Source organism: Pedobacter sp. GW821-FHT01D05, from assembly GCF_059422505.1.
In genome coordinates, this window is record NZ_JBWKXA010000001.1 from 985,515 (window position 1) to 998,846 (window position 13,332).

Annotated in this window: 11 protein-coding genes; 9 read left to right on the forward strand and 2 right to left on the reverse strand. The window is 38.7% G+C overall.

Annotation, left to right across the window (positions count from 1 at the left end; all coding sequences use genetic code 11):
• From AC07VK_RS03940 to AC07VK_RS03955, 4 genes are read left to right on the forward strand one after another with little or no spacing between them, the layout of a single operon-like run.
• Entirely contained in the window at positions 1–999 is a 999-nt protein-coding gene (locus tag AC07VK_RS03940; RefSeq protein ID WP_493052996.1) for a 5-oxoprolinase subunit C family protein, read from the forward strand.
• Entirely contained in the window at positions 996–1,757 is a 762-nt protein-coding gene (locus AC07VK_RS03945; RefSeq protein ID WP_492958493.1) for a 5-oxoprolinase subunit PxpA, read from the forward strand. The genes AC07VK_RS03940 and AC07VK_RS03945 overlap by 4 nt, the downstream gene beginning before the upstream one ends.
• The gene (locus AC07VK_RS03950; protein ID WP_492958495.1) at positions 1,754–2,938 is read left to right on the forward strand and encodes an NRAMP family divalent metal transporter; all 1,185 of its coding nucleotides are present in this window, start codon (positions 1,754–1,756) and stop codon (positions 2,936–2,938) included. The genes AC07VK_RS03945 and AC07VK_RS03950 overlap by 4 nt, the downstream gene beginning before the upstream one ends.
• 11 nt (positions 2,939–2,949) lie before the next feature.
• A complete protein-coding gene (locus AC07VK_RS03955) occupies positions 2,950–5,511 on the forward strand; it encodes a M1 family aminopeptidase (RefSeq protein ID WP_492958497.1) in 2,562 nt (853 codons plus the stop codon).
• Positions 5,512–5,822: 311 nt separating this feature from the next.
• On the opposite strand, the gene AC07VK_RS03960 is transcribed toward AC07VK_RS03955, so the two are convergent.
• Entirely contained in the window at positions 5,823–5,957 is a 135-nt protein-coding gene (locus AC07VK_RS03960) for a hypothetical protein (RefSeq protein WP_280739890.1), read from the reverse strand.
• A 196-nt stretch (positions 5,958–6,153) separates the two neighbouring features.
• Here AC07VK_RS03960 and AC07VK_RS03965 point away from each other — a divergent pair, with 196 nt between their 5' ends.
• The 5 genes from AC07VK_RS03965 to AC07VK_RS03985 are packed head-to-tail and all read left to right on the forward strand — an operon-like array spanning position 6,154 to position 12,195.
• Complete coding sequence (locus AC07VK_RS03965) at positions 6,154–7,536, forward strand: mercuric reductase (protein ID WP_492958499.1); 1,383 nt, start codon at positions 6,154–6,156, stop codon at positions 7,534–7,536.
• A 2-nt stretch (positions 7,537–7,538) separates the two neighbouring features.
• Positions 7,539–8,498 carry an ABC transporter ATP-binding protein gene (locus tag AC07VK_RS03970; protein ID WP_492958501.1) on the forward strand — a complete coding sequence of 320 codons (960 nt, stop codon included), beginning with the start codon at positions 7,539–7,541 and terminating at the stop codon, positions 8,496–8,498.
• Positions 8,491–10,062: an ABC transporter permease/substrate-binding protein gene (locus tag AC07VK_RS03975; protein ID WP_492958503.1), complete on the forward strand. Its 1,572-nt coding sequence runs from the start codon at positions 8,491–8,493 to the stop codon at positions 10,060–10,062. Before AC07VK_RS03970 ends, AC07VK_RS03975 begins: the two co-directional genes overlap by 8 nt.
• On the forward strand, positions 10,062–11,213 hold the full coding sequence (gene egtB / locus AC07VK_RS03980; protein ID WP_492958505.1) for an ergothioneine biosynthesis protein EgtB: 1,152 nt from the start codon (positions 10,062–10,064) through the stop codon (positions 11,211–11,213). Before AC07VK_RS03975 ends, egtB begins: the two co-directional genes overlap by 1 nt.
• A 7-nt stretch (positions 11,214–11,220) precedes the next feature.
• Entirely contained in the window at positions 11,221–12,195 is a 975-nt protein-coding gene (locus AC07VK_RS03985) for an L-histidine N(alpha)-methyltransferase (RefSeq protein WP_492958507.1), read from the forward strand.
• On the opposite strand, the gene AC07VK_RS03990 is transcribed toward AC07VK_RS03985, so the two are convergent.
• On the reverse strand, positions 12,192–13,265 hold the full coding sequence (locus tag AC07VK_RS03990; protein ID WP_492953375.1) for an aminotransferase class V-fold PLP-dependent enzyme: 1,074 nt from the start codon (positions 13,263–13,265) through the stop codon (positions 12,192–12,194). The two genes, AC07VK_RS03985 and AC07VK_RS03990, sit on opposite strands and share 4 nt — an antisense overlap.
• Positions 13,266–13,332 lie beyond the last annotated feature (67 nt).

The following is a 13,332-nucleotide window of genomic DNA, read 5'->3' on the forward strand; positions in this document are numbered from 1 at the left end:
ATGAAAATCAGCATCATTAAGCCAGGTTTATTAAGCACCGTTCAAGATATGGGGCGGTACCGATACCTTTCACAAGCTGTACCTGTATCGGGCGCTATGGATGAGCTGGCCCATCGATTAGCGAATAAAGCAGTTGGTAACGATGATAACCATGCTACCATTGAGTTTACCTATGCCGATGCGTCATTTAAAGCTGAAACACCTATTCTAATTTCTTATTCTGGCGATGGTGCCTGCTTAGTTTACAATAATGAATTAATGCCTGCAGAAAAGCCATTGTTTTTTCCGGCAGGTTCTGTTATAAAGTTAATCCATAATGCAATTGGGGTGCGTACCTATTTGGCTATTGCTGGTGGATGGGATGTACCTGATGTAATGGGAAGTAAAAGCACTTATCTTACTGCTGCTTTTGGGGGCTTTAAGGGGAGGGCATTGCAAAAGGCAGATGTTTTGATCGGCGGTGCTATTAATACCGAAGTATCAATAAGAATATTAGAACAATTAATCAATAGGTCGTTAACTTACCCAAATTGGCGCATTTCGCGCGAAAGTTTACTGCCAGAGAAAAGACAAACCATTAGAGTTGTTCTCGCAAACGAAATCAGTTGGTTCGACGCAACTTCCATTATCTCATTTTTAACCAATTTTTATACCATTGATAGAAGGAGTAATCGCATGGGCTATCATTTATTGGGAAAGCCTTTGGTGAGAAAAGTTAAAAAGGAATTGCTCAGCACGGCAGTAACACCTGGTGTTATCCAGGTAACCGGAAGTGGCGATTTAGTTATACTCATGGCCGACTGTCAAACAACAGGTGGTTACCCGCGTATTGCACATGTTGCAGCGGTCGATTTGTCTTTATGTGCACAGCTTAAACCTGGTGATGCCATTCGCTTTTCCGAAATTTCGAGAGATGAGGCAGAAGCGCTTTACTTTGAACGGGAACGCGATTTATCATTGATTACCACGGCAATAAGCCTTAAATATATTAAAACATGAAAACGATCGATCTTAATTGCGACATGGGAGAAGCATTTGGGAATTATGCCATGCCCAACGATGAAAAACTGATGGACTATATTTCATCAGCAAATATTGCCTGCGGCTTCCATGCCGGCGATCCGGCTGTAATGCAGCAAACTGTAGCTTTAGCCTTAAAAAAAGGAGTAACCATTGGTGCACACCCTGGTTTACCCGATCTGCAGGGCTTTGGTCGTAGAGAAATGAAGATTACCCCGAATGAGGCCTATCAGCTTACTTTATATCAAATTGGTGCATTAAGCGGTTTTGTAAAAGCTGCGGGGAGTAAATTGCATCATGTTAAGGCGCATGGTGCACTATATAATATGGCTGCAAAAGATGTCGCCCTGGCAAAAGCCATTGTACAGGCCGTTTACGATTTCGATCCGGGTTTGATCCTATATGCTTTAGCAGGAAGTAAGATGATCGATGAAGCTGAAAAAAAGGGTATTGTAACCGCATCAGAAGTTTTTGCCGATCGAATTTATCAGGATGATGGTTTACTTACGCCTCGGTCAGCAGGCAATGCTTTAATTACCAATGAAGAAGATGCCATTAGTCAGGTATTGGGATTTGCTTTAAACCAGAAAGTAAATAGTACAAATGGAAACCGCATTGCGGTTAAAGCCGAAACAGTTTGTTTGCATGGCGATGGCGAACATGCTGTTGCTTTTGCTAAATTAATAGCTGAACGGTTACAAAAGGAAGGCATCGCAATTAAAGCCCCAGCAATATGAAGCCAAAATACAATTGGAGTGTACTTTTAGGCGCAGCTTTTTTAATGGCTTCATCGGCCATTGGCCCTGGATTTTTAACACAAACTGCAGTTTTTACCCAGCAGTTAGGGGCAAGTTTTGCGTTTGTGATATTGTTATCCATCATATTAGATGCCATTGCACAATTAAACATCTGGCGGATTATTGCTGTTGCCGATAAACCTGCACAAGATATAGCCAATAAGGTATTTCCAGGTTTAGGATACTTTATTTCTTTCCTGGTATTTTTGGGTGGTTTGGCTTTTAATATTGGTAATATTGCTGGCGCTGGCTTAGGACTCAATGTATTATTCGGTATTAGTGTTGGGCAGGGGGCTGTAATAAGCGCCATTATGGCAATAGGGATCTTTATTTACAAAGAAGCGGGCAAAGCAATGGATGTTTTTGCCAAAACCATGGGGCTGATTAAAATTATACTCGCCTTAATTATTGCCTACACCAGTTCTCCGCCATTGGCAGAAGCCGCATTAAGGGCAGTAAACCCCACACAGTTTAGTTTTACGGCAGTTTTGACTATAGTGGGTGGAACAGTGGGCGGTTATATCACTTTTTCGGGCGCTCACCGCTTATTGGATGCCAGGCAAACTGGGATCCAGAACTTAGGTGCTGTAAATAAAGGTGCATTAAGTGCCATCGGTTTGGCATCTATTATGCGCTTATTGTTATTTATTGCTGCTTTGGGAGTGGTAAGCAAAGGTTTTACTTTAGACCCATCCAATCCAGCTGCTTCGGTTTTTAAATTGGCCAGCGGCGAAATAGGATACAAGATTTTTGGTGTAGTGATATGGGCTGCGGGTATTTCATCGGTTGTGGGCTCAGCCTATACCTCCATTTCATTTATTAAGAGTTTTCACCCACTGATATTAAAGTTTAACCGTGAGATTATCATTGCCTTTATATCCATCTCCTGCATTATTTTTATCATCATTGGTAAACCCGTCAAAATATTGCTTACCGTAGGCGCCATTAATGGTTTTATTTTGCCCATTGCATTAGGTATTATGCTTATTGCGGCCTATAGAACTAAAATTATCGCAAATTATAAACAACCGCTTTGGTTAACCTTAACAGGTTTAGCTGTGGTATTAACCATGGTTTGGATGAGTTATGGCACCATTATACAAATGATAAAAGGAGAATAAATCTTTATACAATGGATACGATTACCAAATATTTTTGCTTTTTCTTCCTATTAAGTGCTACCTGTTTTGCACAGCAGGGTACAAATCCCGTAGCCGTTGAACCTGGAGTTTCGCTTGCGCTGGCAAGTTCCAGAAGTGCAGCTATAAGTAATATTCAATATAAGCTTCACTTTACTGTACCAGCAGCACAAAATGCATTAATAGAATCAACTGAAAGCATCGATTTTAAGTTAAATAAGTTGATTGGTATGCAGGTTGACTTTAAGCAGGATGCAGATCATATCAAACGAATATCGGTTAATGGAAAAACGATACCGGTTGATTTTAAAGCCGAACATATTTTAGTAAAGCAGGAGTATTTAAAAATAGGCACTAACCATATCGAGATCGGATTTATTGCAGGTAACGAATCATTAAACCGAAACAAAGATTTTTTGTATGCACTTTTTGTCCCTGATCACGCCAGAACGGTATTCCCTTGCTTTGATCAGCCGGATTTAAAAGCTAATTTTTTACTTTCGTTAACCGTTCCAACTGATTGGAAGGTAATGGCTAATGCTGCTAAAAAAGATTCGCTTGTGCAAAGGAATTTTACCACCTATCATTTCAATAATTCGGATAAACTACCCACTTATTTATTTTCCTTCACTGCCGGTAAATACACCCTGGTAAATAGGAACATAAAAAATAATAAAATGGAATTTCTGCACCGTGAAACTGATTCAGCCAAAATTAAGCTCAGTGTAGATTCTATTTTTGTAGCACATCGAGATGCGCTTGATTTTTTGGAAGACTGGACAGCGATAAAATATCCTTTTCAAAAAATAGGTTTTGTCAGCATTCCAGATTTTCAGTTTGGTGGCATGGAGCACCCTGGTGAGGTACAATATAAAGCATCAGCATTGTTTTTAGATCAAGGTGCAACCAGAGATCAGTTCATTTCGCGCTCTAACCTGATTTCGCATGAAACCGCACACATGTGGTTTGGCGATCTGGTAACCATGCAATGGTTTAACGATGTTTGGATGAAAGAAGTTTTTGCCAATTTTATGGCCGATAAGGTAACCGAAAAATTAATGGGCAAAAATACTTTCGACCTTAAGTTTTTACAAGATCATTATCCGGCAGCTTATGGGGTAGATAGAACACTGGGTGCTAATCCCATTCGGCAGCAATTAGATAACTTACAGGAAGCTGGATCGATGTATGGCAATATAATTTACCATAAAGCACCGATTATGATGCGTCAATTGGAATTATTGATGGGGAAACAGAATTTTCAGCAGGGTATAAGGGAGTATCTGAAAAAATACAGTTATAGCAACGCTACATGGAATGATTTGATTGCCATTTTAAGTAAATACAGCAAAAGTGATCTTCATAGTTGGAACAAAGTTTGGGTAAATGAACCTGGCAGACCGGTTTTTAGCTATGATATTAAATACCATGGAGATAAAATAAGCGGTTTAAGTTTAAACCAAAGCAGTGAGATGGGACAGCCACGGGTATGGCCACAATCTTTTACGGTTAAGCTGGTTTACCCAACAGAGAGTAAGATTTTGGTTGTAAATGCTAAGCTTGCTAAGACAGATTTAATTGAAGCAAAAGGTCTTCCAAAACCACAGTATATTTTATTTAATGCAAACGGTGCGGGGTATGGCCTTTTTCCGATTGACAAAGAGATGATGGCAAATCTTTATGGTCTTGCTGACCCGTTAGAACGGGCATCGGCCTATATCAATGCCTATGAGAATATGCTTTCGGGCAAAAGCACCAAGCCTGAAGAACTTTTGGCTGTATTTTTACAAGGATTATCGGTTGAGAAAAACGAGATGAACCTCAGGTCAATTACTGGATACCTCTCCAATATTTACTGGACTTTTCTTACCGCTGAAGCACGGAATGCAATGTATGAAAGCATGGAAAAAACAATATGGAATGCAATGGAGCAACAACAAACGCAAAATAACAAGAAGATTTTGTTCAATGCTTATCAAAATGTATATCTGAGTGCGGATGCGGGAAAACGCATGTATAATATCTGGCTCAAACAAACCGCACCAAATGGAATTAAATTGTTAGAAGATGATTATAGCGCGTTAGCTTTAACACTGGCCCTTAAAACAGATACTGCAAATACGATCTTAAAAGATCAGTTAGCGCGCACCATAAACGAAGACCGTAAAAACCGGCTGATTTATTTAATGCCTGCATTATCATTAGACGTTAAGGAAAGAGATAATTTTTTTAAGGGTTTAAAAGACCGGAAAAACCGCCAGAAAGAGGCCTGGGTAACTACGGCTTTATCTTACCTGCATCATCCCATTAGGCAAAAAACATCCATCCATTATCTGAAAGAAAGTTTAGACTTATTGGAAGAAATACAGAAAACAGGGGATATATTTTTTCCGCAATCGTGGTTGGCGGCTACATTTTCGAGTTATAACAACAAAGAAGCAAATGCAGTTGTACAGGATTTCTTAAAATCACATCCTGTCTATAATCCAAAACTAAAGGATAAAATTTTGCAGACTACAGATAACCTTCGCCGGGCACAGATTATTGTATATTAACTTTAATATAAATAAATTTGTTACATGGAGGTTTAAGAAGAATTTATACTTTTGTCGCGAGAGCGTTAATTTAGATTGAAAGGGGTAAACATGAATTTGTTTGCCCTTTTCTTCTTCTATTAATCGTAACGTCATGCTGAACTTGTTTCAGCATCTTTTCCGCTGTAAAGACCATGGAATGAATTACCTTCGGTGAACTCGCTAATGCTCGGTTCAGTGTGACGGTACGGCAAGAAGATGAATTTACATTTATATGCCGGTTAAATGTCTTTTAAGATAGAAAAACTAAAATTAGATCTACAATCGGCCTTTTAATTAAAAGATTCGGTTTCGTTATTCAGATCGTTCAATAAACCATTCAATAAAATATCTCTTTTATCTTCAATTGAAGAATCATCCTGGATAAAAACGGTAAGGTTCGTGTTTTCTGTTGTTTGAGGTTGCATATAAGGCTGCGGTTTATGTTTGTCAATTAAATGTCTACATTATCTAACGTCGATTTTCGAATATAGTTTGTAACTTTTTTATTCGAACTTGTAGTGTCTCAATTGGACATGGTATAAATCAATATTGACCAAACATTGGGCTAGTATTTAGGTTATATCTTTCAGGACAAAACAAATTCTATTAATCTCAGAACCGATGAAACACTACGACGCAATAATTATAGGCGCAGGTCAGGCAGGCACTCCTTTGGCCAAAAGGCTTGCCGAAGCAGGCAAAAAAACAGCGATTATAGAAAAAAGGTATGTTGGCGGTACGTGTATTAATGATGGTTGTACACCAACAAAAGCAATGGTCGCTTCCGCAAGGGCAGTGTATCAAGCCAAAAAAGCAACTGAACTGGGCGTAGAAGTTGGAGCAATCAAAATTGATTTTGAAAAGATAAAGCAACGGAAAGACGATATCGTAAACCAGTTCAGGTCATCATCAGAAAAGGGCCTTAAAAATACCAAAGGACTTGAGCTTATATTTGGAACGGCCAGATTTAGTGCTGAAAAAGAACTAACTATTTCGCTAAACAATGGCGGTGAAGAAAAAGTAACCGCCGAATGGATTTTTATCAATACGGGTGCAAAAACTACCGTACCGGATATTGAAGGGTTAAAAGAAATTGATTATCTTACATCGACAACAATTTTAGATCTTAAAACTGTTCCAGAACACCTATTGGTTATTGGCGGAAATTACATCGGGCTTGAGTTTGGACAAATGTTTAATCGATTTGGCAGTAAAGTAACCATTTTGGAAAAATCATCAGGCATATTAGCTAGAGAAGATCAGGATATCTCATCAGCACTTACTAAAATTTTAACCGACGAAAATATCGAGCTGATCACTAATGCTAAAATCAATAAAATAACGCAGGATAAAAAACAGATTAGCATTACGCTGGAGTCTGGGAAAATCGAGAAAAAAATAACTGCGAGCCATGTGTTGGTAGCCGCAGGCCGTACGCCTCAGACCGCAGATTTAACCCTTGAAAACTGTGGCGTAAAATTGGATGACAAAGGGCACATTCTTGTTAATGAAAAACTCGAAACCAATATTAAAGGGATTTATGCGCTCGGTGATGTAAAAGGTGGGCCTTCATTTACACATATTGCTTATAACGACTATACCATCGTTTACCGGAACCTAATGGAAGGCACAAATTATTCTATTCACGATCGGCCGGTGCCCTATTGCATGTTTACCGACCCTCAGCTTGGGCGGATAGGTATTTCTGAAAAAGAGGCAAAAGAAAAGAAATTGAATTATAAAGTTGCGGTTCTGCCAATGTCGAATGTTGCGCGCGGTATTGAAACAAACGAAACTCTAGGGCTGATGAAAGCAATTGTCGATGCAGATAGTAAAAAGATACTGGGAGCTGCCATTCTGGCCGCAGAAGGTGGAGAAATCATGTCTGTTCTTCAAATGGCAATGGAAGGTGATATTACTTACGATAGAATCAGATATTGTGTATTTGCACACCCTACTTATTCCGAATCGTTAAATAATCTATTTATGAAAATCGATATCTAAATATGATCGAATTAAAAGGCATAAGTAAGAAATTTGGTGATGCCCAAGCGGTAAATAAAGTCTCTTTTAAGGTAGAAGAAAAGGAAACGCTGGTATTGTTGGGCACAAGTGGCTGTGGCAAAACCACCACGCTAAAAATGATCAACCGGTTAATCGAGCCAGATGCAGGCGGGGTTTTTATCAATGGCAAGGATATCACCAATCAAGATCCTGATATTTTACGAACAGGAATTGGTTATGTAATGCAGAATATTGGGCTTTTTCCACACTATACCGTCGCAGAAAATATTGCCGTTGTGCCGAAGCTTTTAAAATGGGATAAGGAAAAAATTAAAGTCCGAACGCAGGAGCTGATCAAAAAACTCCATCTTCCTGAAGATAGTCTGTCTATGTTTCCACATGAGCTTAGTGGTGGGCAGCAGCAGCGTGTAGGCCTTGCCCGTGCTTTGGTTACAGACCCTTCTGTATTGTTAATGGACGAACCTTTTGGTGCTTTAGACAACGTTACCCGAACCAGTATCCAAAAAGAATTTAAAGGATTAGAAGAATTAAAAAGGAAAACCATCGTAATGGTTACCCACGATGTTCAGGAAGCTTTTGAATTGGCAGATCGCATTTGCTTAATGGATAAGGGAAAAATCATCCAGATTGGAACACCCAAAGAATTGCTTTATCAACCGATAAATGATTTTGCAAGGAAATTTTTAAGCGGACAAAGGTTAGCCCTTGAATTTAAAGTAGTTAAAATACAGGATATATGGTCTTATTTACCTAAAGTAACACTACAGGATGGAAAAAGCCTGTCTGCCGATTTGAATGTATGGGATGCGATGGAATTGCTGCGAAGTTCTGATAGAAGTGAACTTTTGGTTTCTGGTGCCAATAAAGAAAGCAAAGCCATTAATTTCGAACAGTTAACCAAAGCATTTAACCAATTTCAAAACACGCAGGTACATGAATGAGCAACAGCAAACTTTATGGCAGTTTATGCACGAGCAATCTGATAAATTGTTTGCTCAAACCCTGCAACATGTTGGTTTAACCTTTATTTCCTTACTTTTTGCCATCGCCATTGGCTTACCATTGGGCATATTGATTGCCAGAAAAAGAAAACTTTCAGGAACGGTTTTAGGGATTGCCGGCGTATTACAAACGGTTCCAAGCATTGCCTTATTGGGTTTTATGATCCCTGTTTTAGGGATTGGTGCGAAACCTGCAATTGTGGCGCTGCTGATATATGCCTTGTTACCGATTATCCGTAATACCTATACAGGCATTATTGGCATCGATCAGCATGTTAAAGAAGCGGCCAGGGCAATGGGCATGAGCAAAAGTCAGATTTTGCTGAAGGTTGAGTTGCCATTGGCTATGCCCGTTATATTGGCGGGTATCCGTACTGCAACAGTAATTAATGTTGGCGTGGCCACATTGGCTTCTTTTATTGCCGCGGGTGGATTAGGGGAGTTTATTTTTGGGGGCATTTCGCTCAATAATACAAACATGATCTTAGCTGGCGCTATTCCTGCTGCGTTATTGGCCATTATTCTCGATGCTTTACTTTCCCTGGTACAGAAAATGGATTTTAAAAAGCTGAGAAAAGCATTGTACGTTTTGCCAGTTGCAATTTTAATTTTAGGTGGCTTTTATGTACTTCCATCGGCTTATGGTTCTACTCTAACCGCCGGATTTACGCCTGAATTTATGGGCAGACAAGATGGGGATCTTGGATTGAAATCTATCTACGGCTTAAAAATCCATACCATTGTAATCAGCGATGCGATAATGTACAAGGCCGCTTTTTCAAAAGAATTGGATGTAATTAGCGGTTATTCTACCGATGGACGTTTGAAAGCCTTTGATCTAGAGATTTTAAAAGACGATAAAGTCATTTTTCCGCCTTACTACGCTGCACCAATAGTTCGGAATGAAGCTTTTAAACAATTTCCAAAGCTGGAAGAAACATTAAATCTGTTAGCAGGTAAAATAACTGATTCAGTAATGACCGATCTTAATTACAGAACAGATTACCTCCACCAAACACCAGAACGTGTGGCAAAGGATTTTCTTATCAGTACTGGTTTGTATAAAGCACCAAAAAACGGACATAACGGTGTAGTGAGGATAGGCTCAAAGATTTTTGGTGAGCAATATATTCTGGCCGAAATGTACAGCATGTTGATCAAAGGGAATACCGATTATGAGGTATCTACCAAAACAGGACTTGGTGGAACAAAAATCTGTTTTGATGCACTGATGAATGATCAGATCGATTTTTATCCCGAATATACCGGGACGGGTTTATTGGTTTTATTGCAACCGGATCCAAAAATTGCTAAGGAAATGGCGCACGATAAAGATAAAACTTATGATTATGTGTACACCGAATTTGAGAAAAAGTTTAAGATCAAATGGCTTAAACCTATAGGTTTTAATAATTCTTATGCTTTAATGATGCGGCAAAAACAATCAAAAGATCTGAATGTTAATACCATCACAGATCTTAAAAACTATCTAGATAAAAATTAATGACACTGGTAGAAGAATACTTGCAGATCAGGAAATACTCTGAACAAATTTGCGAACCATTGCAAACAGAAGATTATGTAGTACAGCCTGTCGCTGATGTAAGTCCACCGAAGTGGCATTTGGGACATACCACCTGGTTCTTTGAAACCTTTATATTAAAGCCGTTTTCTGTTAATTATCAGGTATATAACGATGAGTATAATTTCGTTTTTAATAGTTATTATGAAACGGTTGGTAATCGGGTAATCCGGACAGATCGTGGTAATTTAAGTCGACCGAGCGTAAATGAAATTTACCAGTACAGGGCTTATGTAGATGAAGCCATGATGAAATTCCTGGCCACTAAACTAACAGATGAAGTAAAAGAACTGTTGATTTTGGGTTTTAACCACGAACAGCAGCACCAGGAACTTTTACTTACCGATATCAAGTACATTTTAGGAAACAACCCGCTTTTTCCAGCCTATTCAAAAAACCAAAAAGAAGTTTTAACCGTACGTGAAACAGAACCTGGCTTTATTAAAATTTCAGAAGGAATTTATGAGATCGGTTACAATGGAGCAGATTTCAGCTTTGATAATGAATTAAACAGGCATAAAGTTTACTTACACGATTTTTCAATCAGTAAAACATTGGTCAATAATGCAGAATTTATCGAATTCATTCGTGCAGGCGGTTATGAAAATTTTAATTTCTGGCATGCTGAAGGATGGGATTGGGTAAAAAACAATAACATTAATGCACCTATGTACTGGCATTTAATAGACGAAAAATGGTTTAATTATACTTTAGCTGGTCTTTTACCTATTGATTTAACCGCACCGGTAAGCCACATCAGCTATTACGAGGCCTATGCTTTTGCAAGCTGGAAAGGCATGCGTTTACCAACTGAATTTGAGTGGGAGATAGCAGCAGAACACTTTAACTGGGGCGAACGATGGGAGTGGACTGAAAGTGCTTATTTGCCTTATCCCGGTTTTAGTAAAGCGCCGGGAGCCATTGGCGAGTACAATGGTAAGTTTATGGTTAACCAAAAAGTGCTTCGCGGTGCATCAATTGCCACGCCCGAAAATCATTCACGTATTACCTATAGAAATTTCTTCCACCCACATTTAAGGTGGCAATATACAGGCATCCGATTAGTAAAATAGTATAGATATGACCACCACCACTATCGAAACAACAACAGACAACAAAACACAGTTCCTTCAGGAAACCTTAGCAGGCTTACACTCCGAACCAAAATTTATGCGCTCTAAGTATTTTTACGATGCTACCGGAGACCGTATTTTTCAGCAGATTATGGAAATGGAGGAATATTATTTAACCAATGCAGAAATGGAAATTCTGCAATACCAGGCCAATCAGATTTCTCAGGCGATATCAGCCGATGGAAGCGCTTTTGATTTAATTGAACTGGGTGCCGGAGATGCAACAAAATCCATTCACCTGCTAAAATCACTGTTGGATAGTCAGTTGGAATTTAGTTATTTTCCGATTGATATTTCCGCGCATGTAATTTCAGATCTGGAAGAAAATTTGCCTAAAAAACTTCCTGGATTGGATATGAAAGGTTTAAATGGCGATTATTTTAATATGCTTAAAAAGGCCACAGAATTATCCAGCCGCAGAAAGGTTGTACTTTTTATGGGCGCAAATATCGGAAACATGAGTATAGCCGATGCCGGAAAATTCTGCTCGTCATTAAAAAAACTGCTTTCTCCTAATGATTTGTTGATCATTGGATTCGACCTGAAAAAAAATCCTCAGCAGATTCTTTCTGCCTATAATGATAAAGGAGGAATTACCAGATCATTTAACCTCAATTTGCTTCATCGCATCAATAAAGAATTAGAGGGCAATTTCGACCTGAACAATTTTGAGCATTATGCCAGTTACGATCCAGCATCTGGAGCCTGTAAAAGTTACCTCATCAGTTTAAAAAAACAGATTGTGAATATTGGTCAAAATGCCATTCATTTTGCAGAAAACGAGCATATTTTTATGGAAATATCACAAAAATATTCGCTTAATGATATCGATCAGCTTGCAGAAAAGACCGGATTTAAACCGCTTCAACGTTTCTTCGATCAACATCAGTATTTTGTAGATGCCATTTGGAAGGTTGACTAGCTGCGGTTATCCAAAACCTGGAGCAGTTGATTTAAATCTTCTTCTGTATTATAAAAGTGAAACGAAATCCTTGTGCCTGCTCCCCGCGGTGAGCAAAGGATTTTGGCTGATGCGAGTTTATCTACTGTTTTTTGATCCAATGGCATGCTCATAATGGTAGATTGATATTTTCGCTCCAATGTCCAATCTGGAATTAAGCCTCTCGAATTTAATGCTAGCCTGGCTTTATTGGAAATTGCCTGTGTGGTTTTTTCAATCCAATCGAAACCAATTGAGCCAAGCTTATTTAAACTCTCGTTTAATGTGCCAAAATTTAAAGTGTCTAAATGCCCCGGTTCGAAACACATAGATAGGTGGTCTTTGCCCTTTAAAAATGGGGCTGTAGGCAACTCGGCCAGTTTATTTCTGCTGTATATTGCATCTTTCATACGATCGGAAAGAAATGCATAACCATTTCCGTATCCAGCCAAAAGCCATTTGTAACCGCTTCCGATCAAAGCATCCAGGCCAGATTTTTCAAAGTTAAAATTTGTTGTACCTAAAAATTGAGTGCCATCACCAATCAACAAAAGATCAGGATATGTAGCTTTTAATTTCTGGATAAATTCATCATCCATCCTTAATCCACTAATGTATTGTACCATACTAAATGCCAGCACGGTAGGTTTGAATTTTTCAATGGCAATGATGATATTTTCTTCTAACTTTTCATCAATGGCTATGCTATGGTATTTAAAACCCATACTGATTACAGGATAACTCACAGATGGATATTCCTCTTCCAATAATAGAAAACGATGGTTTTTGTCCAAGCCACTCAATAAAGTATTAAAACCTACTGAAAAATTCTGAACCAGATAGGTGTTCTCGGATTTTGAAATGAAAAGTTTAGCAATGTTATTTCTGAGGTCGGTAATGATCGGCAGATTTTCCATTCTGAAAATACTTCCTCCGGCTATAAAGTCTTGATCATGTTTAGTTCTCCATTCTGCCAGATTGGTAGATAAAATGCCGGAATTAGCAGTATTGAGATAGGTATATGCTGTGAGGATCGGAAAAGATAGGTTCATGTCCAAATTTAAAAGAATTGTGCGTTAAAAAAATAAATGCTGCCACCGAAATTGAATTTTATACAAA

Excerpts from the sequence above, each read along its gene's own strand:
- AC07VK_RS03975 (WP_492958503.1), top strand. The coding sequence starts at position 8,491 with ATGAATGAGCAACAGCAAACTTTATGGCAGTTTATGCACGAGCAATCT.
- AC07VK_RS03955 (WP_492958497.1), top strand. The coding sequence starts at position 2,950 with ATGGATACGATTACCAAATATTTTTGCTTTTTCTTCCTATTAAGTGCT.
- AC07VK_RS03985 (WP_492958507.1), top strand. The coding sequence starts at position 11,221 with ATGACCACCACCACTATCGAAACAACAACAGACAACAAAACACAGTTC.
- egtB (WP_492958505.1), top strand. The coding sequence starts at position 10,062 with ATGACACTGGTAGAAGAATACTTGCAGATCAGGAAATACTCTGAACAA.
- AC07VK_RS03970 (WP_492958501.1), top strand. The coding sequence starts at position 7,539 with ATGATCGAATTAAAAGGCATAAGTAAGAAATTTGGTGATGCCCAAGCG.
- AC07VK_RS03950 (WP_492958495.1), top strand. The coding sequence starts at position 1,754 with ATGAAGCCAAAATACAATTGGAGTGTACTTTTAGGCGCAGCTTTTTTA.
- AC07VK_RS03965 (WP_492958499.1), top strand. The coding sequence starts at position 6,154 with ATGAAACACTACGACGCAATAATTATAGGCGCAGGTCAGGCAGGCACT.
- AC07VK_RS03940 (WP_493052996.1), top strand. The coding sequence starts at position 1 with ATGAAAATCAGCATCATTAAGCCAGGTTTATTAAGCACCGTTCAAGAT.
- AC07VK_RS03990 (WP_492953375.1), bottom strand. The coding sequence starts at position 13,265 with ATGAACCTATCTTTTCCGATCCTCACAGCATATACCTATCTCAATACT.
- AC07VK_RS03960 (WP_280739890.1), bottom strand. The coding sequence starts at position 5,957 with ATGCAACCTCAAACAACAGAAAACACGAACCTTACCGTTTTTATCCAG.
- AC07VK_RS03945 (WP_492958493.1), top strand. The coding sequence starts at position 996 with ATGAAAACGATCGATCTTAATTGCGACATGGGAGAAGCATTTGGGAAT.